General features: G+C 51.2%; 25 protein-coding genes and 1 pseudogene. 8 read left to right on the top strand and 18 right to left on the bottom strand.

The window, feature by feature from the left end; translation table 11 throughout:
* Window positions 1–64 precede the first annotated feature (64 nt).
* The 9 genes from HFP08_RS02655 to HFP08_RS02615 all read right to left on the bottom strand — a co-directional run bounded on the left by HFP08_RS02655 (window position 65) and on the right by HFP08_RS02615 (window position 9262).
* A complete protein-coding gene (locus tag HFP08_RS02655) occupies window positions 65–922 on the bottom strand; it encodes a hypothetical protein (RefSeq protein ID WP_168118974.1) in 858 nt (285 codons plus the stop codon).
* Between the two features lie 158 nt (window positions 923–1080).
* On the bottom strand, window positions 1081–1638 hold the full coding sequence (locus HFP08_RS02650; RefSeq protein ID WP_168119434.1) for a YdhK family protein: 558 nt from the start codon (window positions 1636–1638) through the stop codon (window positions 1081–1083).
* 122 nt (window positions 1639–1760) lie between these two features.
* Window positions 1761–3986 carry a heavy metal translocating P-type ATPase gene (locus HFP08_RS02645; protein ID WP_168118973.1) on the bottom strand — a complete coding sequence of 742 codons (2226 nt, stop codon included), beginning with the start codon at window positions 3984–3986 and terminating at the stop codon, window positions 1761–1763.
* 82 nt (window positions 3987–4068) lie between these two features.
* The gene (copZ, locus tag HFP08_RS02640; RefSeq protein WP_168118972.1) at window positions 4069–4275 is read right to left on the bottom strand and encodes a copper chaperone CopZ; all 207 of its coding nucleotides are present in this window, start codon (window positions 4273–4275) and stop codon (window positions 4069–4071) included.
* 22 nt (window positions 4276–4297) lie between these two features.
* On the bottom strand, window positions 4298–4624 hold the full coding sequence (locus HFP08_RS02635; protein WP_168118971.1) for a metal-sensitive transcriptional regulator: 327 nt from the start codon (window positions 4622–4624) through the stop codon (window positions 4298–4300).
* A 64-nt stretch (window positions 4625–4688) separates the two neighbouring features.
* A complete protein-coding gene (abc-f, locus tag HFP08_RS02630; RefSeq protein WP_168118970.1) occupies window positions 4689–6167 on the bottom strand; it encodes a ribosomal protection-like ABC-F family protein in 1479 nt (492 codons plus the stop codon).
* A gap of 361 nt (window positions 6168–6528) precedes the next feature.
* Window positions 6529–7590 (bottom strand): inorganic phosphate transporter, encoded by a 1062-nt coding sequence (locus HFP08_RS02625; protein WP_168118969.1) that lies wholly within the window; start codon window positions 7588–7590, stop codon window positions 6529–6531.
* 216 nt (window positions 7591–7806) lie between these two features.
* Window positions 7807–8616 carry an alpha/beta fold hydrolase gene (locus HFP08_RS02620; protein ID WP_168118968.1) on the bottom strand — a complete coding sequence of 270 codons (810 nt, stop codon included), beginning with the start codon at window positions 8614–8616 and terminating at the stop codon, window positions 7807–7809.
* Window positions 8617–8698: 82 nt separating this feature from the next.
* Window positions 8699–9262 (bottom strand): hypothetical protein, encoded by a 564-nt coding sequence (locus tag HFP08_RS02615; RefSeq protein WP_168118967.1) that lies wholly within the window; start codon window positions 9260–9262, stop codon window positions 8699–8701.
* A gap of 132 nt (window positions 9263–9394) precedes the next feature.
* Between HFP08_RS02615 and spoVB the strand changes: the two genes are divergently transcribed.
* Complete coding sequence (spoVB, locus tag HFP08_RS02610; protein WP_168118966.1) at window positions 9395–10945, top strand: stage V sporulation protein B; 1551 nt, start codon at window positions 9395–9397, stop codon at window positions 10943–10945.
* Window positions 10946–10989: 44 nt separating this feature from the next.
* On the opposite strand, the gene HFP08_RS02605 is transcribed toward spoVB, so the two are convergent.
* The 5 genes from HFP08_RS02605 to HFP08_RS02585 form a co-directional block, all read right to left on the bottom strand.
* Window positions 10990–11721, bottom strand: coding sequence for an N-acetylmuramoyl-L-alanine amidase family protein (locus HFP08_RS02605; RefSeq protein ID WP_168118965.1), 732 nt, complete (start codon window positions 11719–11721; stop codon window positions 10990–10992).
* A gap of 185 nt (window positions 11722–11906) precedes the next feature.
* Window positions 11907–14204, bottom strand: a complete 2298-nt coding sequence (gene metE, locus HFP08_RS02600) for a 5-methyltetrahydropteroyltriglutamate--homocysteine S-methyltransferase (protein ID WP_168118964.1) — start codon at window positions 14202–14204, stop codon at window positions 11907–11909.
* A 154-nt stretch (window positions 14205–14358) separates the two neighbouring features.
* On the bottom strand, window positions 14359–14928 hold the full coding sequence (locus HFP08_RS02595) for a dihydrofolate reductase family protein (protein ID WP_168118963.1): 570 nt from the start codon (window positions 14926–14928) through the stop codon (window positions 14359–14361).
* A 113-nt stretch (window positions 14929–15041) separates the two neighbouring features.
* Window positions 15042–15944: a LysR family transcriptional regulator gene (locus tag HFP08_RS02590; RefSeq protein ID WP_168118962.1), complete on the bottom strand. Its 903-nt coding sequence runs from the start codon at window positions 15942–15944 to the stop codon at window positions 15042–15044.
* A gap of 16 nt (window positions 15945–15960) precedes the next feature.
* On the bottom strand, window positions 15961–16500 hold the full coding sequence (locus HFP08_RS02585) for a hypothetical protein (RefSeq protein ID WP_168118961.1): 540 nt from the start codon (window positions 16498–16500) through the stop codon (window positions 15961–15963).
* Window positions 16501–16660: 160 nt separating this feature from the next.
* Here HFP08_RS02585 and HFP08_RS02580 point away from each other — a divergent pair, with 160 nt between their 5' ends.
* The 4 genes from HFP08_RS02580 (at window position 16661) to HFP08_RS02565 (ending at window position 20567) form a co-directional block, all read left to right on the top strand.
* Window positions 16661–17338: a response regulator transcription factor gene (locus HFP08_RS02580; protein WP_168119433.1), complete on the top strand. Its 678-nt coding sequence runs from the start codon at window positions 16661–16663 to the stop codon at window positions 17336–17338.
* The gene (locus HFP08_RS02575) at window positions 17335–18711 is read left to right on the top strand and encodes a sensor histidine kinase (RefSeq protein ID WP_168118960.1); all 1377 of its coding nucleotides are present in this window, start codon (window positions 17335–17337) and stop codon (window positions 18709–18711) included. Before HFP08_RS02580 ends, HFP08_RS02575 begins: the two co-directional genes overlap by 4 nt.
* A 66-nt stretch (window positions 18712–18777) precedes the next feature.
* Window positions 18778–19890: an ABC transporter permease gene (locus HFP08_RS02570; RefSeq protein WP_168118959.1), complete on the top strand. Its 1113-nt coding sequence runs from the start codon at window positions 18778–18780 to the stop codon at window positions 19888–19890.
* Window positions 19887–20567 (top strand): ABC transporter ATP-binding protein, encoded by a 681-nt coding sequence (locus tag HFP08_RS02565; protein ID WP_168118958.1) that lies wholly within the window; start codon window positions 19887–19889, stop codon window positions 20565–20567. Before HFP08_RS02570 ends, HFP08_RS02565 begins: the two co-directional genes overlap by 4 nt.
* Here HFP08_RS02565 and HFP08_RS29475 read toward each other — a convergent pair.
* The 3 genes from HFP08_RS29475 to HFP08_RS02550 form a co-directional block, all read right to left on the bottom strand.
* A complete protein-coding gene (locus HFP08_RS29475; RefSeq protein ID WP_206109185.1) occupies window positions 20488–20835 on the bottom strand; it encodes a hypothetical protein in 348 nt (115 codons plus the stop codon). The genes HFP08_RS02565 and HFP08_RS29475 overlap by 80 nt on opposite strands.
* Window positions 20836–20910: 75 nt before the next feature.
* Window positions 20911–21054 (bottom strand): hypothetical protein, encoded by a 144-nt coding sequence (locus HFP08_RS02555; protein WP_168118957.1) that lies wholly within the window; start codon window positions 21052–21054, stop codon window positions 20911–20913.
* 18 nt (window positions 21055–21072) lie between these two features.
* Window positions 21073–21855, bottom strand: a complete 783-nt coding sequence (locus HFP08_RS02550; protein ID WP_168118956.1) for an arylamine N-acetyltransferase family protein — start codon at window positions 21853–21855, stop codon at window positions 21073–21075.
* A 112-nt stretch (window positions 21856–21967) separates the two neighbouring features.
* Between HFP08_RS02550 and HFP08_RS02545 the strand changes: the two genes are divergently transcribed.
* The 3 genes from HFP08_RS02545 to HFP08_RS02535 all read left to right on the top strand — a co-directional run bounded on the left by HFP08_RS02545 (window position 21968) and on the right by HFP08_RS02535 (window position 23571).
* Complete coding sequence (locus HFP08_RS02545; protein ID WP_168119432.1) at window positions 21968–22282, top strand: TFIIB-type zinc ribbon-containing protein; 315 nt, start codon at window positions 21968–21970, stop codon at window positions 22280–22282.
* Window positions 22283–22408: 126 nt separating this feature from the next.
* A complete protein-coding gene (locus HFP08_RS02540) occupies window positions 22409–22708 on the top strand; it encodes a hypothetical protein (protein WP_168118955.1) in 300 nt (99 codons plus the stop codon).
* 128 nt (window positions 22709–22836) lie between these two features.
* A complete protein-coding gene (locus HFP08_RS02535; protein WP_168118954.1) occupies window positions 22837–23571 on the top strand; it encodes a ZIP family metal transporter in 735 nt (244 codons plus the stop codon).
* On the opposite strand, the pseudogene HFP08_RS02530 reads toward HFP08_RS02535, so the two are convergent.
* Window positions 23552–24357: pseudogene (locus tag HFP08_RS02530) on the bottom strand (MFS transporter); the annotation flags it as partial. The gene HFP08_RS02535 and the pseudogene HFP08_RS02530 sit on opposite strands and share 20 nt — an antisense overlap.
* Between the last annotated feature and the right edge of the window lie 43 nt (window positions 24358–24400).

Below are 24400 nucleotides of genomic sequence, written 5' to 3'. Positions count from 1 at the left end.
CCGCCTCCCTTGTTGCAATAGCTCTATTATAAGGGAGGCGGTTCTTGCTGTGCAAGACGGTTAGCTAACTGGAGAAAATGGAAACGAAGAAAGGCATCGCGTAGACGAGCAATCCAAGTAAAGCGGCTTTATGCTTAATATCGCTGTTCGTCTTATCCTTCTTGAGAAACATCAAATAGAGGATAAACCCAAGCGGAATTCGAAGCGAATTAAGCGAAAACGTAAAGCCGCCGAGAATGCTATAACCAATCAGCTTCCATCCGAGATGTCTCTCTTGCTCGGAGCGGGAATCGTAGAGCTTGACGAGCGCTATTACGATGAATAGAGAGAAGATAAGCCAGAACAAAGAGTGATCTTGCTGCGTCTGCCGATAATGATAGGCATTGTAACCCGAGAAACGAACGTGAAAGCCTTCCTTCATTTGATCCAGATACTTGATGTCGATACTTATACTTGATTGATCGCCTGGTCCATCGCCATTGCCGTATCTCTCTTTCAATAGATCTTCACCTGCAGGGCTTGTTACGGACCAACGTTTCTCGCCATTTGTGAATGAGTAAGACCCGTCAGGATTGAATACTGTGTTGGATAAAAACTGCCCAGAATGCCGGTCAAGCTTATGTTTCCCTTGGATATTGACAACAATGTTCCGATCCCATCTACTTATGCTCTCAAGCACAATATCCGTATCGTATTGGTTCGCAATAACAAGATTTAATTTCGTTTCCTCGCCATCCTGCTTCGGAATCCATTCCGGCTGCACATCAAACTCTGTCGAAATTTGTTCCAGAAGCATGTGGACTTCATAGCCATCCTTATTCATAATTCGTTCATAGACCGCTGAAGAACGATTGGCGTAAAACCAAAAACCTGCCAGCATAATCGCCGCCGCGACTACAATTGTAAGCGACTTCCAATTCAAAACATCACAATCCTTTCCCCCTCTGTTACTAGTAAATAGACGCATCCAGCATCTGGAAGGTTGCATAGCAAATAGACCTTATGCTCTCGAAAGCCTAAGGTCTAATCGCTTTTTTGCACTGCAAGTATGATCAACGAGCATTCCGCCGGACTGAACGGCTAATACGACAGCTCGTCCTCCGTTACCCACTTGTGATTTTTCACCATTTCCCCGCCGTCGGCCGGCGTATAATCGACCATATAGACGACCGTCTTCTCAGCGGAATCGATAGTTCCCCGAGCCCCTGCCATGCCGTTCATATGATCGGCTTCGAGCACTACCTCATTTCCCGGATATAAAGCGCTTCTAATCGCGTTCCGGAGCTCCTCGCGAATGACCCATTTATGATCCTTCACCTCATCGCCTCCCGTTGTCGGCGTGTAGGTTACGGCGCAGGCGATCGTATTATAGGCGCCGACGATCGTTGCATTCGCGCCCTCCATGCCCGGCATATGGTCAGCATGAAGAATGACGCTGCTGCCGATTTTGAACTTGGGATGCTCTGCCGCTTGAAGGCCTTCGGGAAGCTCTGCCGAAGAAGAGTGAAGCATATCCATGCCTGTAGACGCACCGAGTGCCATGTTAGTGTGATTCGAGGCTTCATAGCCGCTGTCGGGAGCTTGTCCCGCATCCGAAATGTGATGATTGGTGCAGCCGCTTAATGCCGTTGCCAGCATTGCCGCTGCTGCTGCAATTGCGATTGATGTTCTCAAAATCGATGTCTTCCTTCCATCCTTGATTGGAACAGGCAGGCCTGCCCATACCAGCTAGTATAGCCGTCTCGCGGCGCATTCAGACCCTAGAGCTTCACTCTTTGCAATCTCAGAGCGTTAATGACGACGGATACGGAGCTAAGCGCCATGGCGGCGCCCGCCACCCACGGAGCAAGAAGACCGATCGCCGCGATCGGTATGCCAAGCGCGTTATAGCCAAGCGCCCAGAACAGGTTTTGCTTAATATTGGCCATGGTTCTGCGGCTCATGACGACCGCATCGGCAAGACTTGCAAGATCGCCGCGCATCAGGGTAATATCTCCGGCCTCCATCGCGATATCCGTTCCGGTTCCGATTGCCACCCCGATATCCGCAGTTGCCAGCGCTGGCGCGTCATTGATGCCGTCTCCGACCATAGCTACGGTCTTGCCCTCGGCTTGCAGCTTCTTCACTTCGGCGGCTTTGCCCTCAGGCAGCACCTCGGCCAGCACTTGCTCGATGCCCGCCTCCCTCGCAATCGCTTCTGCCGTTCGCTGGTTGTCGCCGGTAACCATGATGACATCGATATTCATTCCTCTGAGCTTCGCAATTGCTGCTCTCGAGGATTCCTTGATCGTGTCGGCGACTGCTATCAGTCCCGCGTATTTCCCTTCAATAGCTGCGAGCATTGCCGTCTTGCCTTCGCTCTCGAGCAGTTCCATGGACATGATTGCGCTTCTAATGTCCACTTCCTCTTGTTGCATAAGCTTGCGTGTGCCTACCAGAACCGTCTTGCCATCTACGGTCGCGCGAATGCCGTAGCCGGGAACAGCCTCGAACTGCTCCGTCGAAGAAAGAAGGATGCCGCGATCCGCGATGCCGCTTACGATCGCTTCAGCCAGCGGATGCTCCGACTGCTTCTCTGCCGAGCCGATAAGCCGCAGCGCTTCTTCCTCGTTCATGCCGTCGATGATTTCAATATGCGTTAATTCGGGCTTCCCCTTCGTTACCGTGCCTGTTTTGTCCAAAATGATCGTGTGTACCCGCTGCATCGCCTCCAAATGCTCGCCGCCTTTGAAGAGAATCCCGAATTCCGCAGCCCGGCCGGAGCCGGCCATGATGGAAGTCGGCGTTGCAAGTCCAAGTGCGCAAGGACAGGCAATGACGAGAACCGCGATGGCTTTCTCCAATGCAGACGCGAAATCGCCGGGATCGACAAACATAAACCAGACAAAGAAGGTAATCGCAGCAATTCCGACGACGATAGGCACGAAAATGCCGGAGATCTTATCCGCCACGCGCTGAATCGGCGCCTTCGAGCCCTGCGCGTCCTCTACAACCTGGATGATCTGCGCAAGCGCCGTCTCCTTGCCGATTCGTGCGGCCCTTATCCGAAGAGAACCGTTCTTGTTCAACGTGGCTCCGAACACAGTATCCCCCGCTCTCTTCTCAACGGGCAAGCTCTCTCCGGTGAGCATCGATTCATCCACGGCGGAGAGACCGTCTATGACCTCCCCGTCAATCGGAATTTTTGAACCGGGCTTTACGATTACTGTATCATTCACGACGACTTCTTCGACAGGCAGCGTCATTTCCACCCCGTCGCGAATGACGATGGCCTCCTTCGCCTGAAGCTGCATGAGCTTCTTGATCGCCTCGGAGGTTCGTCCTTTGGCCAGCGATTCGAATAGCTTCCCCAGAAGGATGAGCGTAATGAGAATCGAGCTTGTCTCATAATAGAGCTCGGGTGCATGCATGGCCCGTTCGTCCGCAGCCCACTCCAGGGTGAGGTAGAGACTGTAGAAATAAGCGGCTGAGGTGCCCAGCGCCACGAGCACATCCATGTTGGCGCTCTTATTCCGCAGAGCTTTATACGCGCCGATGTAGAATTGGCCTCCGATGAGAAATTGCACCGGACTCGCCAGAATCAGCTGAACCCACGGATTCATGAAGAGCTCTGGCACGTAGATCCATGACGTGAAAGAGAAATGACCGGCCATCGCCCAAAGCAGCGGCAGCGACAATAGAATCGACAGCGACAGCTGAACCGTTTTGCGGCGAACCTCCTTCTTCTTGTAATCGGAGTTTTGTCCACCCGCTTGCTTTAATATCGCCTGATAGCCGAGCTTCTGTACTTTATCCAGCATAGCCTCCACGGAAATCTCTGCCTCGCTGTATGAGACATGGGCGGTTTCCAGCGCGAAGTTAACGGTCGCCTTGCTCACGCCGGGCAGCTTGTTCAGCCCCTTCTCGATTCGACTGGCGCAAGCCGCGCAGGTCATGCCAACCAGATTCAAATCGATTTCATTCGAGTTAGCTTGTTGTTCATTCATTGGATTCACCTCTTCTGTTAATATACCCTTATGGGGTATATATAAACCAAAAAAAAGAATAGGAAGGGGATACCCTCCTCCCCTATCCTTTCACCACATCGTAGCCTTGATCCTCAATGGCTTCCTTAATCGCGTCCAGTGTCACCTTCGACTCGTCATAACGGACAGTAACGGCTCCGCTCTTCAGATCCACCTCGCCGCTTGCGCCCAGTTCCTTCATCGCACCTTCGACGGAACTCACGCAATGACCGCAAGACATTCCGGAAACCTTCAATGTAACTGATGACATGATTCATCGCTCCTTCAGCTAATTATTTGATCAGCTTGTTCATGGTTACCATCAGCTCTTTGATCACATCGTGATCGCCTTCTTGAAGCCGTTCGACCACGCAGCTGTTCATATGATGCTCCAACAGAAGCTTCCCTACGCTATTAAGCGCAGACTGAACGGCGGCAAGCTGATTGAGCACATCATCGCAGTACGTATCCTTGTCGATCATGCCCTTAATTCCGCGTACCTGGCCTTCAATTCGATTCAATCTCGAAGTCAAATTATTCTTGACGGCATCGGAATGATGGCTCTTACGCTCGTGATTCCCGGCATGACAAGCTGCTTCTGATTGCTGTTCCAATTCCATGCGCTCAGCCTCCTTATCGTTATCCTAACATACCCCATAAGGGTATGTAAAGCTGATCATTTGCTCAAAGTTCAATCGTCTTCGTGGCAATATGCTCGCAGAAGGCCTGATCATGCTCGACGAACAGAATCGTCGGTTTGTAGGCGAGCAGCAGCTCCTCCAACTGCATACGCGAGATGACATCGATGAAGTTGAGCGGCTCATCCCAAACATAGAGATGGGCAGCATCGCATAAGCTTCGCGCGATCAACACCTTTTTCTTCTGACCCCCGCTGTAGGAAGCGATATCCTTCTCGAATTGCAGTCTGGAGAAATCAAGCTTGCGCAGAATCGATTTGAACAAGCTTTCATCAATGTCTTGATCAGCCGCATAGGCGGATAAGCTGCCGGCAAGATGCTCCGTATCCTGAGACACATATGAAATTTTCAATTCCCGGTCCTTACGAACAGCCCCGCTATAACTCATATCGTCTCCGAGAATGAGCCTTAGCAGGCTTGATTTTCCGGATCCGTTCCGGCCTGCAAGCGCAATTCGTTCTCCCTGTTCTATCACAAAGCTCACCTCCTCGCAAACCTGCTCCTCGCCGTAATAGATCGACACATGATCGAGCTCCAGGAGCCTGCTCTTGTGATAGGGAAGCTGGTTGAGCTTGAGGTTTTCCGCGCTTTCTATATTTTTGAGCAGCTTCGATTTCTCCTCTAGCGCGGTCTGCTGACGTTGTTCGATGGATTTGGAGCGTTTCATCATCTTGGCTGCTTTGTGGCCGACATAGCCTTTATCCACCTTGGAGCCTGAATTTCTCGTTCCATTTTTCGATTTTTCGACCTCATGCGACCACTGATTTGTCCGTTTGGCCGCCTGGGACATGCGCTTCACTTCCCGGCCCAGCTTTTCGTTCTCGGCAAGCTCGTACCGATCCTGTCGTTCCTTATTGACCAGCCAGGAAGAGAAATTGCCCTTCTGAATATCAATCTGCGTTTTGTTAATGGACAGAATGTGATCAATGCAGGCATCCAGGAAAACCCGATCATGCGATACCAGAATGAAGCCGCGTTTCTCCTTCAAATAATCACTGACCAGCCTTCTCCCGTGCAGATCCAGATGATTGGTCGGCTCGTCGATAAGCAGGAAGCTGTTCTCCTTCAGGAACAAGGCCGCAAGCTGCACCTTCGTCCGCTCGCCATTGGATAGCGTATGGTATGGCCGATACAGGGCATCCTCCGCTACTCCCAGCAGATTAAGCTCACGCAGCAATTCCCAGTGCTCATACTCATGGACGATTTGATTAACGACATTAATCGTCATTTCTTCCCCGTCTTCGACGGGAAACGGGAAATAGTCAAACGTCACATCTGCCGAAATATGACCGCTGTACTCATGCTTTCCTTGCAGCAGCTTAAGAAAGGTCGTCTTCCCTCTGCCATTTCGTCCGGTAAAGCCTAACTTCCAATCCGTGTGGAGCTGGAAGCTTACATCATCGAAGATTGTATCGTAATTGCCCTCATAGGCAAAGGTAAGACGGGTTACATTAATTAATGACATGAAATATCCTCCCATTTGAATAAAATAAAAAAGAGCCGCAAGAAAGTACCATTCTCACGGCTCAAATCAAATATTCAAATCAGGCGACCGTCTTGAAACGGCGCTAGATAAGGTTATTCCAATTGAGTGAGAGACAGCTGGAGCTTTCTTGCATGTAAAGAATAAAACATACGAATGCCAATTCCGTCCCAAGGGGGACATCCTGTACATTCCATTACGTTTTATCGATTCATTAGCAAGAAATTCTCAACGGTCTGTCAACTCCAATCCTAAATGTACTTGCATAATATCACAGCTGCCCGTTCATTTCAACCCGAGCTGCAGTCAAACGAGCTCTCTTCAAAAAGCATGGATAGCTGCATTACTTCTGAAAGGCACGTTTTCTTCTGACCAGCAAAGCTTTTCCCAACATTCTATAACCCGCGATGACAAGGACGGCCAAAGCCAAAATGACAATGCCGATGAAATGCTCTTGAATGACCGTTGCGACAATCGCGTAAGACACGAGCAAGGAAGAAAGAGGCGAGAAGATCCAAACCTTGATTACCTTGCGCACGACGTCGCTTTTCCAAATCGCTCTTCCATCGTTTACCGTACCAATGCCAAGAATCGCCATCGTTGTTGCTTGTGTGAGCGGCACCGGCAACCCGAACAAGGAAGCGACGACAACCAAGGTGCCGGAAGTGAGGGAAACAGCCGTACTCTTCATCAAAGTCAGTTTCGTGATCTTCTTCGCATTCGTCTCGAGCGCCTTGCCGCCAAGCAACAGCGCGCCCAGGGAAACGAATAATCCTCCCCACAGGATCGCGGATGCGGACGAAATCAGATCCGCGCCTACGAGCGGGCCTATGGCATTCGCCACATTGTTCATGCCCGCCGAGAAAGCTTCGTAGCAGCCGGCGATAAGCAGCAAGACGGTTAACAGTCTTGTATACAGCTTGCTTCTCTTCCCTTGAATTTTTCGTTCAAGCGGGGCGATCAGCTTCCCCACACCATAGGCGATGAAATAGGCGACGAAAGGCAGCACCATCCAAACCGCCAGAATGAATATGATTTTCCCAATGAACAGTTGCTGATAGGCTACGCCAACGCCGATGATGGCTCCGATCGTAACCTCGCTGGTCGATAGAGGCACGCCCATCATATTAGCAACGAACAAAGTTAAGCACGCTGATGCGATAATCGCAATCGTCAGCTCGACATTCAATAGTTCAGAGGGAATAATGCCCCCGGACAGCGTCTTCACCACTTCCCCGCCGCCCAGCCAAGCGCCGAGGAAGACGGAAATCGCGGCAAGCAGAAGAGCGATCCATTTCTTATTGACGGCTCCTCCGCCGTATGCGGCGCCCATGGAAGCCGCGGTGCCGCTTGCACCGATATTCATGGCGAAGAAGAATGATATAATAAGGGCTATTGTAAGCATAATCGGCGATCCCATCCTTATTCCGAGTAATCCGGTATGATTAATGATTATAATGGAAGTTGATGCGAATGTAAATAACCATTGATATTTATCTACGATATGCCTATCCCGGGCTTATGGTGTGAGATTCCGGTTTGAAACGCAAGAGTCCCCGCAACAAAAAAGACAGCCGGGAGGTTGCCCTTCGCTGTCTGAGTCGAACGCCTATAAAAATGGTTAGTTGGCATGAAAAAATGGGATTAGCGCTTGAGAAATTGCTTCGGCATTCAATCGTTTAGTATGCCCCAAGCCCTTGCGGCTAAGCAGACTCGCATTCGGCAAAATCTCCGCAAGATGACCGGTTGCATGACGCAGCCCGGCTGGACTCTCCCGTCCTTCGAGCACTAGAGTCGGCATCTTGACGGCAGTCCAATCCTTTTTTGCCAGAGGCTTGCCGGCCATAAAACCATCAAGCAGTGCCGCATCATACGGAAGCGTATGAGCTACCGCAATGAGATTGGACCAAACCTTCGGCATCATGCGCAACAATATTGGCACAAACGCGGGAGCACCCATGCCATGGATCATGAAGTAGCGAATCAACTTCGCTCGCTGATCTGTCTCCCCTAATTCATTTACGCGATTAACAAAATCTTCAGGTGGTTTGAAATCACCGGCTTGCACGATAAATGGAGGTTCATGCAATGCTAATTTTATAATCGCAAGTCCTTTCGCAGCGGCTTGAAGCGCAAGCGCAGCACCGGAGGATAAACCCCATACATACGCTGAGCCCCCTGCTTCGTTAATAATGGCGTCAAGATCCTCAATTTCCCGTTCCGTCGCGTAAGGCATTGTATTCCCGCTGTCTCCTCGGCCGCGGCGATCATAATTGAATACGGTGAAATGTTTCGCCAAACGTTCTGCCAGTTCAAGCTGAGCAGGAAAGTGACGATAACTAAACGCCCCGGCGACTAGAATGAGCGCTGGGCCACTGCCCAGTCGGTCATAGGCAAGCTTTGTTCCATCCTTCGATATTGCTAGATTCATAGGTAATAGCTCCTTCTATTCATTCGATTATACAGTAACGACGAATAGGCGTCAGCAAGATCGACACAGCCGGACAATAAAATTATGGAGAGCTCGGAATCCGTTGCAAGAGCTTCCCGTTCCCATCGTAGGCTTCAACAATAGCCGATGCCAAATCATCGCGTTGGGAAAGCATATACCAGAAGCGCTTGCCGTCGCTGTACATGGCGATATTCGCATCAAGCTCATTTCCATCCTGTTCATGAATAATAATATGGGTAATAGTCGAGTCTTTAATGATGCCGTAGAGAATACCCTTATAGTCGGCGAATTCACTTTCTATATGGTTATAAGACCAGCCGATGAGATATTTCTCGGGCGTTTCCGTTGTTGAGCCTCCCGTGAATTGCCATCCGACTACACTTTTCTTCACGGTGGCAATGCCGAAATAGTCATTCTCCGAGGATTGCCATTCGTAGAAAACAATCGCTTTCCTTGCTTCAGCTTTCTTGATGAGAGCAATTTCAATTTTGGGCTGTTCGATGGAGCGCACGGCGTTCTCGATGCCCCTCCGGTCATTCTCCATCGGCACGGTCAGCATATAAAGCAGGAATACGATAATGATGATATAGACCGTCAATAATGGCTTTGATGTTCTTTGCAGCATATAGTCTTTCCCTCCGTGATGCAGCTTTGTTGTGATAGGACAGCTTTTCCCTATGATAACATACAGCTTGTTTGCATGCTTCCCCCTCGGGATGAATACATTTAGATATTCGGCAAACAGGAGGACGAACATATGGCAGTACCCGAACAATCGTTCATAAGAGGCACGATTGCCTTATCCGTTGCAGCATTCATCAATCGCATTCTTGGATTTATTAGCGGGATGTATATCGCGCGCGTGCTCGGTCCGGAAGGCATCGGATTATTAATGATGGCCCATCCGCTCGTTCCGCTTGTCATAACGATAACAGAACTCGGATTGCCGGTGGCGATATCGAAGCTGGTTGCGGAGGCTCATGCGCGGGATGAGAGATTGAAGGTGCGGCGGATTCTTCATGTTTCTCTCGCTGTGACGGGCGTTCTAAGCGTGGCGCTCACGACACTGTCGCTTCTTGGCTCCGAGTGGATCGCGTCCATTCTGCTCAGCGACCAGAGAGCTTATTACGCGATGCTGGCAATTACGCCGATTGCGCCTATCGTTGCGATGTCGGCGGTGCTCAAAGGCTATTTCAGAGGCATGCAGCAGATGAAGACGATCGCGGTATCCGACGTGTTGGAGCATACCGTTCAGATTGCCTGCGTGCTTGCCCTTGTTCATCTCCTGCTCCCCTATGGCGTAGCCTATGCGGCTGCGGGAGCCATGGCGGCTTCCGTGGTCAGCGAAATGTTCTCCTTGCTCTTCCTGACAGCGGGCTATCGGCTGTACGGCGAGAAAAAAGCGAAGGGCGAAACCTGGTCCTCGCATCTGAAGCATGGTCGAAGCACCTTGCGCGAGTTGCTCCAAATCGGACTGCCAACGACCGGCACCGGCGTTATTCATTCCTTGTACGGCGCATTTCAGCCCTTGCTCATATCGTCAAGCCTGGCGCTTGCAGGCATCGGGACCGTACTCGCGACCAAGCAATTCGGTCTGCTTGTCGGCTATGCGTTCCCGCTGCTGTATATGCCGAGCTTTATCACGCAATCCTTGTCAACGGCGCTTATTCCAGCCATTGGCGAAGCAGCAGCGAACAACAATGATCGATTAATGCATGAACGGATGAATCAAGCCTTGAGATTGGGATTGTTGATCGGAGCGCCGGCAACGGTCATTCTATTCGTATGGTCGACGCCGCTTACGACCCTCATCTTCGGCTCTTCCGAAGCCGGCGTGCTGCTTAAAGTAATGGCTCCGATGTTTTTCCTGCATTATTTTGACGCGCCGCTGCATGCGATTCTTCTAGGACTTGGCCGGGCAAATGCCACGCTGTGGAATTATATCGTAGCCACCGCCTTCAAGATCACCGCGATCGTCGTGTTCGGCAGTCATTTCGGCATTATCGGAGTTGCTTACGGCATCGGAATCGGCATCGTTATGCAGACGCTGCTCAATTTCTTCTCGGTGTCCGGAACTATCGGCATCTACGTTATTATCCGTCCTTACGTGAAGGTCAGCTTCTGCATGGTTATCATGTCGATCAGCGGACATTGGGCTTTTCAGTATTTGACTTCCCTTGGCTTGCCATTGCTTTGGAGGTCGGCTGGATCCATCGCAATTGCGTTGCTTGTTTATTTCGCCGTGCTCCTCTTCACCGATATCGGAAGATGGAAAAACGGCAGGCGGCCGATCACCATACCAAGATGAGTATTATATTTACATCATTATAATTATGTAAACTTTATTCCGATTCACCCTCGTTCTACATATTGATTAATGCCATTAACAATAGCTTGAGCAGCCAGCTTTTTGCCTTTTTCGCTTAACATGAACTTTTCTTCCTTCGCATTCGTAAGAAAACCGATTTCAACCAGAGCTGCCGGCATATGGGTCAGGGTCGTCACCTTCAAGTCCTCCTCCCTAAGCCCGCGGTTTCGAAACCCCATGGCATCCGCCACATGCTCCTGGATGATGCCTGCGAGCAGCAAGCTCTGTTCGTTGCTATAGAGCGTTTCGGTACCGCTCGTGGAAGAATCCGTATAGGTATTTCCGTGAATCGACAGGAAGAGATCCGCTTCCCAATCATTGGCGAAGGCCGCACGGTCCTCAAGCTCCATATATACATCCTTTGAGCGGGTCAGTTTGACTTCATACTTGTTATTTTGCTGGAGCAAACTGGAGACCCGGAGCGCGACGTCGAGTGTGTAATCTCTTTCATTTTTTCCGCTCGCTCCTTCCGCTCCTGGATCTTTCCCGCCATGTCCGGCATCAATGACAATCCTGATCTTGCCAGAATGTGCCGAATGCTCTCCTTGAGAGGATTGATCCTTAGAAAGCTTATCAGGAGCGGCGTCCTTCGCAACCAGCGTTTCGTTCGCAATCGACATGCTGCATGAAGCCATAATAGAAGTGATGATCACCATTAGAACAATAAGTAACGGAGTACTTGTACGAGAGACTGCTGGATTAACGGGATGTCGCATAACTCCTCCTTGCAGATCTGTAATGATGAACGACATAAGAGTCAGTTTACTCTTCAATCATTTCTACATTCATCGCTTCATACCTTCTATTTTTTGTTTGAAACCCTATCTCACTAAAAGTGTCTGTGCAAAAAAAAAGGCTGCCCCGTGTCATAAATGACGCTGGGACAACCTCGCTCTTCTATTTAATTATGGCTTGCCACATTTGAATATTCCCCTCTGGCAATGCGGGTCGCCTCCACCATGTTGCGCAGCGACGCGACCGTCTCTTCTAGCCCGCGAGTCTTGAGCCCGCAGTCCGGATTGATCCAGAACAGCTTCGGATCAAGAACGCGTAGCGCGCGGTTAATCATGGATGTCATTTCCTCCACTTGAGGGACGCGAGGGCTGTGAATATCATAGACGCCAAGGCCTATGCCAAGCTTGTAGCCTCTGTCTTCGAAGCTCTGGATAAGCTCGCCATGACTTCTTGAGGTCTCAATAGAGATGACGTCCGCGTCCATCGCCTCGATGGAGTCAATCATGTCGTGGAATTCGCAGTAGCACATATGCGTATGAATTTGTGTCGTATCCTGAACCGTGCAAGTGGTCAGGCGGAAGGCTTTGACCGCCCACTCCAAATATTCGGCTTGCTCGCTTTCCTTCAGCGGCAGGCCTTCGCGAACGGCCGGTTCGTCCACTTGAATCATTGGGATTCCCGCCGCTTCGAGCGCTTCCACTTCTTGTCTAAGCGCATAGCTAAGCTGATAAGCGATTTGCTCGCGCGGCAGATCATCCCTGACGAACGACCAATTCATGATTGTAATCGGGCCTGTCAGCATCCCTTTAACGGGCTTATTCGTTAATGATGCGGCGTATTTCGTCTCCTCTACCGTCATCGCTTCCTCGAATGCCACATCGCCGTAGATAATCGGAGGTTTCACGCAACGCGAGCCGTAAGACTGCACCCAGCCGAACTGGGTGAATGCGAAGCCGGCAAGCTTCTCGCCGAAAAATTCAACCATGTCCGTTCTCTCGAATTCGCCGTGAACAAGCACGTCGATTCCGATCTCTTCCTGAAGCTTGATCCAAATCCCGATTTGCTCGCGCACGAACCCTTCATACCGCTCGTTGCTCCACTCGCCCTTCCGCCACAGCTGGCGCGCCTTGCGGACTTCCGCCGATTGCGGAAAGCTGCCTATCGTAGTGGTTGGCAGAATCGGAAGCTGCCATTTTTTCTCTTGCGCTTCATAGCGTTTCGCGAACGGCGATTGACGCACGGGCTGCTTGCCTGCAATCGCGGCGACCGCTTGCTGCACCTCTGAGCGATTGCGCGACGGGGATTGCCTCAGCGACTTCAGCTCTTCCTCGCAAGCTTTGAGCTGATCAGCGACCGCAGCTTCCCCTTCAACAAGAGCCCTGGTGAGCAGGACGATCTCATCGAGCTTCTCGTCCGCGAAGGCCAGCGCAGCCTTTAACTCCACGGGCAGCTTCGCCTCTCGCGCTGTTGTCACAGGCACATGAAGCAGACTGCAGGAGGATTGTACGATCAATTGCTCGGAACTTACATACTTCGAAATTTCTTGCAAGAGCGCAAGCTTCTCCTTCGCATCCGCCTTCCAGATGCCCCTGCCGTCAATAACGCCAGCTCCGAGCGTCTTGTTCGCAGGAAAGCCGTATTGTTGCAGCGCGGCGAGGTTTGTCTTCAAGCCGTGAACGAAGTCAAGGCCAATACCGTCGACAGGCAGCCCAATCAACGCTTGATACTGCTCAACCGACTCGAAGTAGGTCTGCAGCATAATCTTCAGCTTGGGAGCGGCGGCAGCGAAAGTTTCATATATGCTGCGCAGTCTTGCCAAATCTCCTTCGTCAAGCCCCTTCACGCAAATCGGTTCGTCGATTTGCACCCAACGGACGCCTTCTTGCTCCAGCTCCTGAAGAACTTGAACGTAGAGCGGCAGCAACCGGCTCAGCCAAGCGTCGATCTCCGAAGCCGCATAACCCTTGGACAGCTTCAGGAAGGTGAGCGGTCCAACAATAACGGGCTTGCCCTCAATGCTCAGAGCCTCTTTCGCTTCGCGGTACGCGAGAAGCGGTTTGTTCTCGGTCAGCGTCGGATTCGCTCCATCCAGCTCGGGCACGATATAATGATAATTCGTGTTGAACCATTTCGTCATCTCGCTCGCAGCTGCTTCCTTCGTGCCTCTCGCAATGCCATAATAGAGCGCGAGCGGCACAGCGCCGCCATCATAAGCGAAGCGCTTCGGGACGATGCCGAACATCGCCGCGGTGTCGAGGATATGATCATAATAGCTGAAATCGTTGACGGGGATTATCGCTATCCCTTTCTCCTGCTGCTTCTTTAAGTGCTGCAATCGAATTTCCTTCAATTGATCCCGGAAATCCTTCTCCTCCAATTTGCCGGCCCAGAACGCCTCAAGCGCTTTTTTCCATTCACGGTCAGCCCCAATGCGGGGATAACCCAGTACACTGCTCTTTGTCATCTTGCAACTCCACTCCTTCTTGAAAATCAATACAAGAAAGATAGCATGAATTTCGAGCTATAGTGTAACTGTTAATAACTATACCTGGATATAGTCAATAACTATAACAAAGGGCGAAGCGGAGAGCCGGGTAGCAGCTTTCCACTCTGAACTCCTATTGCTCCAACGCGTAGCGGGTCGCGATAATACCCGAATCGAATGTTCGGCTCGACAGCAGACTCAGCTTGATTTTCTCGCCGTCACCCTCGAAAATCGATTGTCCGCTTCCCAGTACGATCGGACAAATCGTGAACAGGAATTCGTCGATTAGACCGAGCTTAAGCAGCGTCTTGGCCGCTCCCGGGCTGCCGAAGATCACGAGATTTTTGCCTGGCTGTTCCTTGAGCGCTTTGATTTCCTCAGCGATATTGTCCTTGATCAGCATCGTATTGTTCCATTCTGCCTTGTCCATCGTACCGGAAATGACGATTTTCTTCACATCCTGCAGCCATTTGGCATGCTCCATGCTGTGCCTTGACGCATTCCCATCGTCCAGCACGGAGGGCCAATAGCTCTCCATCATCCGATACGTCGTGCGCCCGTACACGGGAGCTCCGACTTCGGCTACGACCTCTTCGGCGTATTTCTCAAGTTCCTCGTTGTACGGAATCCAATCAAGTCCTCCTTTCGAATCCGACGCATACCCATCCAGCGACACATGCATGAACAATACGAGTTTTCTCATGATCTTTTCCTCCGATATCTTTTTTTGTTTCATTCTGCTGCTTGATTCATCATAAATCATGACGTTACGTAAGGTTCAAGCAGGAATTTTGTTCCCGGCTCCGCTCCGTTCCGTTATTGCTTCACCGCATGCTCCAGCGCTGCCACATAGGCGGTTCCAAGCAAGGAGAGCGGCATGCTCCGATGGGAAATCCAGCCGACATTGATCGTCTCCTCGATCGCGAGCGGCACCGGAATAATTTCATTGCCGTTCAAATCGGCGCTCAGCACGCCAGTAGAGATGGTATAGCCGTTCAGTCCGATCAGCAAGTTGAACAAGGTCGCGCGGTCATTGACGCGGATGCTCTTCTGACGGGTCAACGTGCTGAGAATTTCCTCCGAGAAGTAGAATGAGTTATATTCGCCCTGGTCGAAGGAAAGATAGGGATATTGCTGTAGATCATCGATGGTTACGACGGATTGCTTTGCCAGCGGATTGCGAATCGAAATGAACACATGCGGCTTGGCGGTGAACAGACTCGTGAACTGCAAATTTGCGGATTTCAGCAGCTTATTGAGAACATTGCGGTTGAAATCGTTCAGGTACAGGATGCCGATCTCGCTGCGCAGCGTCCGAACATCTTCAATAATTTCATAGGTTTTCGTCTCGCGCAGCGTCAATTCGTATTCCTCATGGCCATGCTCCTGCACCAGGCTGACGAAGGCGTTGACCGCGAAGGCGTAATGCTGCGTCGATACGGAGAAATGCTGCGGCGACGGCTTCGCGTTGCGATACCGGCCCTCCAGCAAATCCGCTTGCTCGACAACCTGCCGGGCATAGCTCAGAAACTCAATGCCGTCCTTCGACAGCGATATGCCTTTGTTCGTGCGATCGAATATCGCGATGCCAAGCTCTTCCTCGAGATCCTTAATGGCATTAGATAATGTGGGCTGCGAGATGAACAAGCGTTTGGCCGCTTCATTAATCGAGCCGCGGCTTGCCACTTCGATGACATATTTCAATTGCTGCAGGGTCATAGGGAAGCTCCTTCTTTTAATCAGGTTGAAAGGTTATCGAAATGGTATGAGGCTTCTCGTCTGGATGATATTCAATCCGCAGAATCGCCCCGGACAGCAATTCAACCTCATACCGGGAACCGGTATGGATATCATAGGTCTCCTCCACTCCGCTGTAGTCGAAATCCTGAATTTCCGCATCTTGCTTCAGCTGCTGAAGCTGATTATCGAAATGGATCTTAAACTGCGTTCTGTTAGCATACGTCAAATAAAACGGAGAACAGGCATCCTCTTTTCCCTTCAGTACGGTTCTCTTCGGCAGCTCCAGCTCGAAATCCTCCAAATCCTCTTCATAATCGCAATGATAGCTGCTGCTCGCGAACAAATAGCTCTTAGCCGCATGATGGAAATCAAGATTCCAGAGGTAGAGCTGGCAAAGGATAAAAATCGGCAGGCTTACAGGCAGCAGCCACTTGAGCGACTGCCTTCCCTTTTGCCAAAGGAAGAACGCGATGAGCCCGATCAGCACCAGCAACAGCGCTATCGACAACGGAATGTGCAGGATAGTTCCAATCAAACCGACACCTCCAAATGACTCTATGCTCCATAGTATATCGGAATTCTGAGCGGCAACCAACAACTGCCATTCAGAAACCAGTCCATATCTTGACTTGCCCTGCGGCGCATGATACTTTTACCGAACATCCACCTGGGAAGGATCTGAGCGAGAAACGATGATGAAACATATACTTCTGGCCGACGACAATGCGCCTATTCGCGCCTTGCTTCGCTATGCGTTGACGAAGGAAGGCTACCGGATATACGAAGCGCAAGACGGAACCGAAGCGGTCCGCCTATTGGGGCTTGAGCCTATCGATCTGGCAATTCTCGATATTATGATGCCGGGCATGGACGGCTATGATCTGTGCGAATATATACGCTCCAACTACGATATTCCGATTATTATGCTTACTGCACTGGATCAGCTGTCCGACAAGGAGCAGGGCTATTTGCGAGGCACAGATGATTATATGACGAAGCCGTTCGAGCCCGAGGAAATGGTGTTCAGGGTCAAAGCGCTTTTCAGGCGTTACAATCGCACATCAAGCGACATCATTCGGATGAATCGGATTATAATCGATCGCAAAAACTTTGAAGTAACGGACGGAGAATCCGTCATCTTCCTGCCGTTGAGAGAATTCGAGCTGTTATCGCAGCTGGCGCAATATCCCGGGCGGCTCTTCTCGCGCGACGAACTCATAACGCTTGTATGGGGAGCGGATTTCGAAGGAGATGACCGGACCGTCAATGTGCATATCAAGCGGCTGCGTCAGCGATTTGCCGATTACGGCGAGGACTTCGCCATTCAGACGGTTCGAGGCGTCGGTTACAAAATCGAGGTGAAAACGAAGTGAGATCCTTGTACTTCCGGGTATTCCTGATTACCGCAGCCGTAATCCTCGCAAGCAGTCTGCTGGGCTTCTTCTTCTCGAACATGTATTATCACGCGCAGCTAAAGCCGTTCAACGACGAGAAGCTGCTCGGCATAGCCGAGCAAATAAAACAATTTGCCGAGGAAGAACCGCAGCTCGTCGATGCCTATTTGACGAACGCCGCTGCTCTCGGCTATGAAATGTACCTGACCGACGGTGAAGCGGATCATCGCTTCTATGGACAGGATTTCCGTGAGCGGGATCTGAATGAGCAGGCAATCGAGGAGGTGCTTGGGGGCGGCCGCTATCACGGCGTCGCGCAGTTTCCGAACAAGCTGTTCATCTCCGGTTTCTTCGATAACCGGCTGAGCAATACGGTTGGCGTTCCTGTCCAACTCGCTGATCGTGAATTCGCCCTCTTCATTCGTCCGGATGTCATTCTGCAATTCGGCGAATTGCGCAGCTTCTTCGCATGGATCATCGTCCTTACTGTTGCGATAAGCATCCTCTTGTTTTTGATCAGCACTAGATATTTGGTCAAGCCGATCACCCGCCTTTCCGAGGCGACCAAGCGCATGGCGAGAGGCGATTTCAAACTGAGCTTATCGACCAAACGCAAAGACGAAATCGGCCAATTAGCCGGCCATTTCATGATCATGAGCCGAGAATTGGAACGAATGGACCAATCTCGTCAGCAATTCGTGGCCAATGTTTCACATGAAATCCAATCTCCCCTTACCTCGATTCAAGGCTTCTCGAAAGTACTGGCCGAGGGAAGTCTGCCGGACGAGGAGCGCGCGAGATACGCATCCATCATTGAAGAAGAGAGCCGCCATCTGTCCCTGCTCAGCAAGCAGCTGCTGGTGCTTTCTTCTTTGGACCAGGAGCGGACCCCATTAACAAAGACGACCTTTTCGCTTCTGAATCAAATTCGAAAAACCGTTCAAATGCTTGATTGGCAGCTGGAGAAGAAAGAGCTGTTGCTGAAAATCGCTGTGCCCGCCTCGCTTAAGCTTCAAGGGGACGAAGTGCTGTTCATGCAGGTTTGGATGAACCTTCTTGGCAATGCGGTGGAGCATATTCCGGCGGGAAGAGCGATTGAAATGACAGCCGAGCAGTCCCTTGCTCAAATCGTGATCAAGATTAAGGACAATGGCGACGGCATTGGCAAGGAGCATCTGCCCTTCCTGTTCGATCGCTTCTACAGAGCTGACAAAGTCCGCGAGCGATCCTCCGGACGGTCGGGGCTGGGACTCGCCATCGTGAAAAAAATCGTACAGCTTCATGGCGGACAGATTGAAGTCGAAAGCTCGAAGGATGGCACCTGCTTCACGATCGTCCTGCCCCAACTGTAACAAGCCGTTCACCCTCCGTTCACTTTCGCTTCCTATACTCGCAAATAGGAAGAGGAGGAATGCAATATGTTTCTGGCTTTAAGAGAAATCAGATTTGCCAAGGGAAGATATTCGCTGATTGCCGCCATTATGGTTCTTGTCGCGTTTCTTGTCTTGTTCGTCACGGGGCTTGCGCAAGGGCTTGCTTACGATAACGCCTCGTCCATCCAGAATATGAGCGCGACGCATTTCGTACTGGAAGAGGACGCGAACCATCGTTTCATCCGGTCACAGCTTGAACAGCAGCAGCTTGAAGCTGTTGGAGCTATTGCCGGCGAAGAGAATGCCGAGCCGCTAGGCGTGAGGATGACGACGGTTATGCTTTCGGGTTCCTCGACGAAGCTTGATGTGACACTGCTCGCGGTGAGATCAGGGAGCTGGCTTGCACCAGACGTTATAGAAGGCATGACGATCTCGGATCAGATGGAAGGATATGTGGTTGTCGATGAGAAGCTGAAGGCATACGGCATCGTGATCGGCTCGGTTCTTGTCGACGAAGCCTCGGGCATCGAGTGGAGAGTCGACGGCTTCGTGAAGGATGAATCGTTCAGCCACACACCGGCCGTTTTTCTTAATATGAAGGATTGGCAACTGTTGCAGACGCGGAATGCCAATCCTGCCGGCGGGCAGCCAAGTTATAATGCAATAGCCGTTAAAGCTTCGAAATCCATAGCGACGAAATTGCGCCAACATCTGCCGGGCACGGAAACGGTTACGAAATCGGAAGCGGTATCTGCAATTCCCGGCTACAAGGAGGAGCAAGGCTCGCTTAAGATGATGATTGCGTTCTTATTCATTATATCCGCCTTCGTTCTCGCGGTATTCTTCTACGTCATGACGATTCAGAAGACGAGTCAATTCGGCATTCTGAAAGCCATTGGCTCGCGCACGTCATATTTGGCGGGAAGCGTGGCTTTGCAGGTGCTTCTATTATCGCTCGTCAGCTTGATCGTTAGCGTGCTGCTGTTGAACGGCTTCGAGGCCTTGTTGCCAAGCACGATGCCCTTTCAATTAGAAGTCTCTACGCTGGCACTTACTTGTTTGTTGTTTATGCTCTTGTCGCTTGCCGGGTCGCTCTTCTCCGTATGGAAGGTCGCGGGCATTGACGCACTCGAAGCTATCGGGAGGACTGCGCCATGAAGAATAGACTTCAATTGCGGCAAGTTACGCAAAAGTTCGAAGACGGAGGCAAGGCATTCACCGTTCTGAATGAGCTTCAATTGGCGGTGGCTGAAGGCGAACTGGTTGCGGTTATGGGACCCTCCGGGTCCGGCAAGAGCACCTTCCTCTCCATTGCGGGAGCGCTTCTGCAGCCAACCTCTGGACAGGTCTTGATTGATGGAGAAGCTCTGCAGGGCAAGAGGAAGCAAGCCCTGTCAGAGCTGAGGCTTCGCAAAATCGGCTTTGTTTTTCAAAGCTCGCATTTGATTCCTTATTTGAAAGTAGAAGAACAGCTTCTTCTTGTGAGCAAACTCGTCGGCATTGACAGAGCCTCTGCCTCCGAGAGGATGAAGGCACTGCTCGAAGAGATGGGACTGTCCCATCGGCGTAGCGCTTACCCTGACAGGCTGTCGGGAGGCGAACGCCAGCGAACGGCGATCGCGCGAGCGATGATGAACGATCCGGCCGTGCTGCTCGCGGATGAACCGACGGCAAGCCTGGATGCTTCGCGAGGCCTCGACGTGGTTAGCATGCTTGCAAGTCAGGTGAAGGAGCGGCGCAAGAGCGCCGTCATGGTCACGCATGATGAGCGGGTGCTGAAGCTGTGCGATCGCGTGCTGCATCTCGATAACGGCAAGCTTTCGGGATCGCAATAAGAAGAAGACAACCGACCAGCAGCGCGAGTGTCGGGATCATAATCGAGCGGTACTTGAATTTTGTTAGCATTTGCCCGCCTCCAGCCGCCGTTACTACCGTTCCGACCATCATCGGGAGCAGGACAAGACCAGAGTTCGTCGCCGATACGCCGAGCTCACCCACTATGGTCCCGATCGCTGTCGCTACAATCGTATTGTCCATCGACGCCATCAGAATGGCGAGCAGAAGTCCCGCGATGATGATATTGGTATTGCTTTCCTTTGCCATTGCTATTGCTCCCTCCAGCCTCCGGAATGAAAAACGCCGCGCCGCCAAAGGACGGCATAGCCGTTTCGTTAATTCTTATCGCGGCTTCTTCGCTTTCGCACTCTCCCGGCATTCGAAGCATAAGAGCTCCTTATCCTCAAGCACAATGCCGTTCAAGAAACCGTCCTCGCAATAAATCGACTTCCCGCATAATGAGCATGTGCCGACATATTCCCTCATGCGGATCATCTCCTTTCTTCAATCCAGAGTTATGCCGAAATATGTAAGCAGCGCTTGCTTGTAAGCACCTTCGGAATCGGGAACGAAAGTCTGCACACCGCCCTCATCGAAAATACGGAATTCATCGCCCCATACCGTGTTCCGTCCTTCCCGGGTTCGAATCGCCAGCATTGCGCTTTTCCTGAAGATCGAATCCTCCGCGTGCTCGCACCAGAAGGACGGGAAGATGAAATCCTTGGGAAATTGTTTCTCATCGGTGAAGGAATAGATTCGCTCCCACTCCCCTCGCTTCAACTCGCACAGCATGGAGCCGAATTCCTCGTCCCGAGCAAGCTTATACGTCTCCCCTTCCTGCTTCTGCACTGCTTCTTCAGCAATAAGAATCGGCCAACGAGGCACGATCCCCCCGACCCCGACATCACATAAGTAGACATTGCCCTCGGCGACAACCTTCAACACATGATGTCTGCGCTTCGGCGGCGGCGCGACTTCATCCCGCCAGAATCTCGCGACATGATCGCTCACCTTGAAGCCAAGCTCCCGCAGCAGCCAGCCGAACAAAGCGTTAAGCTCAAAGCAATAGCCGCCGCGCTTGCGATAGACAATCTTTTCGAGAAGCGCCTCAGTGTCCAGCGAGAGCGGCACACCCCTTAGAATGTCCAGATTCTCGTAAGGCACCGCGTGCAAATGGCATTCTTGCAGCTTGAACAGCGTGTCTGCGCTCAAATCAGGTGTGCCTTGAAAAGAAATTCGCTCCAGATACGCCGACACATGTGCATCATTTGTTTCATTTGACTTCATTTTGAATTCCTCCCCGTTTGTGGAACATAATCTCGACAAATTGTTGAAACATGATCTGGCTTCATTCGTAAACACTGCATAGGCTGAAAATAGTAAAGGAGGCATAATGATGCTGAAATGTCCGGTTTGTGAAGACTCCAGATTGCGCGAGGTCGAAAAGAACGAGATTCTCATCGATATTTGCCCATCCTGCAAAGGCGTCTGGCTCGACCGGGGCGAGCTAGACAAGCTGATGTCCGGCGTCCGCGAGGAACGAGACGATTACAACGAATGGCACAACAGGGAAGACCGCTACAAGAGCTCCGTGCACAAGGATGATTCGGATCGCTACAAGTACGATCATGAATCGAACCCGTATCGCAAGGACTATCCCCGCAAAAAGAAAAAGAAAAGCGTCATGGATATGTTCGGCGATTTGTTCGATTAGGCGACTCCTTTCATTATAAGCCTTGATTCTATTTCCCGTGAAGCGGGTAAAAGGCAATACCTGATTAGAAGGAGCATGCCGTTCCACGGATATCAGGAATTAAGGCTTTGGAGAGGATGGATGGAGATGAATACGGATACAAAGGACTTGCACAATACGAATGAAACCGTGGAGGAGACGGGGAACTATATCTGCGCTGCGGGAGAGAGCCGGACTCTTCAGTCCGGACAGCCGTTCCCTGAATGTCCGAGAACGTATGAGCCCACAACCTGGAGACACGCGGAGCATCTGCATCCCACAGGCGATAAAGTAACCGAAGCCGGCCAATATGTCGATGAAGACGGTCAAGAAATGAGTTTTGGCATCGGTCAAGTTTTTCCAGATTGTCCGAAAACGGGTCAAGATACCCTTTGGAAGCATGTCTAACAAATAGAACGATTGACGAAGAGGCCTTCTATTATGGCCTCTTTTCCATGTCTTTTTTCATGAGCGAATCATGTTTGCGCAGCTTGTACCATATTGTTACTGTAGACAATCGATCTACGGGAGGTCATATGGACAATCTATTCCTTGGCGCTGCGGCGTCGTCCGCAGCAACCGCGCTCGGCGCCGTGCCAATCCTCTTTCTTCGAAGGATGTCCCATCGCGGCAAAGATGTACTGCTGGCTTTCACTGCAGGCATTATGGTGGCGGCTTCGACTTACGGTTTAATTCCGTCTGCGTTAAAGCTTTCGAATTTAGCGGTGCTGGTCATTGGCATTATTCTTGGCACGGCCGTATTAACCTTATTGGAGACCTATCTGCCGCATGCGGATTTGGAGCATGCGAAGGAGAATGATGCACAGGATCGCTCCAGGGCTATGCTGTTCCTTGTCGCCATGGCGATACATAATTTGCCGGAGGGCTTGTCCGTCGGCGTGAGCTACGCGAGCGATCCCGATCGACTGGGTCCTCTTGTGTCTCTTGCAATGGGTTTGCAGAATGTGCCGGAAGGTTTCTTAATCGGCTTATTTCTGCTCTCCAGCCGAATGTCGCGCGGGAAAGCCTTCCTCTATGCGAGTATGACGGGCGGGGTGGAATTGATTTCCGCTTTATGCGGCTTGCAATTCGCGGCCGAATTTTCGTTTTTGGTGCCATATGGCTTGGCCTTTGCCGCCGGAGCCATGCTGTTTGTCGTATACAAGGAGCTTATTCCGGAGAGCCACGGCGACGGCAATGAGCTGTCCGCCACGATTTCCTTCATTGCCGGGTTGCTCGCGATGATCGGGCTTACTTATTCCTTTGGGTAACAGGCATGGCAGCTATTGCCGCTGCGATAAGAACCACCCCCATGCATGCCGGGGCGGAATGTCCGAGAGAAACATAGATTTGGCCTCCAACGACAGGGCCGATCATTCTTGCCAATGCCTGAATCGCTTGGCTGCCGCCTTGGAGTCTTCCTTGTTCGCCTGCTTCGACTGACCTGGACAACATTCCATTGAAAGAAGGTCCGAAGATCGAATCGCCAAACCCAAACATGAACATGCCAGCGATGAGCAGAGGATAGAAGGCAAGCACCGCAGACAGCGCAATAAAGCAATAGCCGATCAACTCTGAAATCATGCCAAGAATGGCAATCTGCTTATCGCCAAGCTTTCTCAGAAGCTAAGAACGCTGAGAAGAAAAGCCGTCTTGCCTTCTGGAAGGAAAGCACGCTCGCAAGCTGAGTGAACGGATTCAGCTTCAACATGGAAAGCTCTCTTCTCCTGTGCTTCTTATCAAGGCTCTCGGGCATGTACAAGAAGCCGTATCCTGCGTTAAGCAAACTGATGATGGCTCCCGCATACATAGGCGCCGCATAATCAAATTTGGCAAGCAATCCTCCTAATGCTGGTCCCAAAACAGTGCCAGCTCCTGCAACAGCGCTAGCCCAGCCGAAATACTTCGTTCGCTGCCGAGCCGGGATGATGTCTGCGAAATAGGCGAAGATCGCTCCGATGCTCCCTCCTGTAATGCCCTCAATGATGCGGCCGCCTTCCATATTTATCGCTCAACGCTCCAAGCGCAGGGGCCGCGAAGAATACGCAACAAAGATATCATACCATCATTTTGTTTCCCTGTTACCAATAATTTTCATAA

The organism is Paenibacillus sp. HB172176, from assembly GCF_011947265.1.
GTDB lineage: Bacteria > Bacillota > Bacilli > Paenibacillales > Paenibacillaceae > Pristimantibacillus.
This window is presented reverse-complemented; position numbering and strand designations above follow the sequence as displayed.

Excerpts from the sequence above, each read along its gene's own strand:
- HFP08_RS02595 (WP_168118963.1), bottom strand. The coding sequence starts at position 14,928 with ATGAGAAAACTCGTATTGTTCATGCATGTGTCGCTGGATGGGTATGCG.
- abc-f (WP_168118970.1), bottom strand. The coding sequence starts at position 6,167 with ATGTCATTAATTAATGTAACCCGTCTTACCTTTGCCTATGAGGGCAAT.
- HFP08_RS02565 (WP_168118958.1), top strand. The coding sequence starts at position 19,887 with ATGAAGAATAGACTTCAATTGCGGCAAGTTACGCAAAAGTTCGAAGAC.
- spoVB (WP_168118966.1), top strand. The coding sequence starts at position 9,395 with ATGGCAGTACCCGAACAATCGTTCATAAGAGGCACGATTGCCTTATCC.
- HFP08_RS02615 (WP_168118967.1), bottom strand. The coding sequence starts at position 9,262 with ATGCTGCAAAGAACATCAAAGCCATTATTGACGGTCTATATCATCATT.
- HFP08_RS02635 (WP_168118971.1), bottom strand. The coding sequence starts at position 4,624 with ATGGAATTGGAACAGCAATCAGAAGCAGCTTGTCATGCCGGGAATCAC.
- HFP08_RS02650 (WP_168119434.1), bottom strand. The coding sequence starts at position 1,638 with ATGCTGGCAACGGCATTAAGCGGCTGCACCAATCATCACATTTCGGAT.
- HFP08_RS02620 (WP_168118968.1), bottom strand. The coding sequence starts at position 8,616 with ATGAATCTAGCAATATCGAAGGATGGAACAAAGCTTGCCTATGACCGA.
- HFP08_RS02580 (WP_168119433.1), top strand. The coding sequence starts at position 16,661 with ATGAAACATATACTTCTGGCCGACGACAATGCGCCTATTCGCGCCTTG.
- HFP08_RS02605 (WP_168118965.1), bottom strand. The coding sequence starts at position 11,721 with ATGCGACATCCCGTTAATCCAGCAGTCTCTCGTACAAGTACTCCGTTA.
- HFP08_RS02540 (WP_168118955.1), top strand. The coding sequence starts at position 22,409 with ATGAATACGGATACAAAGGACTTGCACAATACGAATGAAACCGTGGAG.
- HFP08_RS02625 (WP_168118969.1), bottom strand. The coding sequence starts at position 7,590 with ATGCTTACAATAGCCCTTATTATATCATTCTTCTTCGCCATGAATATC.
- metE (WP_168118964.1), bottom strand. The coding sequence starts at position 14,204 with ATGACAAAGAGCAGTGTACTGGGTTATCCCCGCATTGGGGCTGACCGT.
- HFP08_RS02550 (WP_168118956.1), bottom strand. The coding sequence starts at position 21,855 with ATGAAGTCAAATGAAACAAATGATGCACATGTGTCGGCGTATCTGGAG.
- HFP08_RS02590 (WP_168118962.1), bottom strand. The coding sequence starts at position 15,944 with ATGACCCTGCAGCAATTGAAATATGTCATCGAAGTGGCAAGCCGCGGC.
- copZ (WP_168118972.1), bottom strand. The coding sequence starts at position 4,275 with ATGTCATCAGTTACATTGAAGGTTTCCGGAATGTCTTGCGGTCATTGC.
- HFP08_RS02570 (WP_168118959.1), top strand. The coding sequence starts at position 18,778 with ATGTTTCTGGCTTTAAGAGAAATCAGATTTGCCAAGGGAAGATATTCG.
- HFP08_RS02645 (WP_168118973.1), bottom strand. The coding sequence starts at position 3,986 with ATGAATGAACAACAAGCTAACTCGAATGAAATCGATTTGAATCTGGTT.
- HFP08_RS02535 (WP_168118954.1), top strand. The coding sequence starts at position 22,837 with ATGGACAATCTATTCCTTGGCGCTGCGGCGTCGTCCGCAGCAACCGCG.
- HFP08_RS02555 (WP_168118957.1), bottom strand. The coding sequence starts at position 21,054 with ATGAGGGAATATGTCGGCACATGCTCATTATGCGGGAAGTCGATTTAT.
- HFP08_RS29475 (WP_206109185.1), bottom strand. The coding sequence starts at position 20,835 with ATGGCAAAGGAAAGCAATACCAATATCATCATCGCGGGACTTCTGCTC.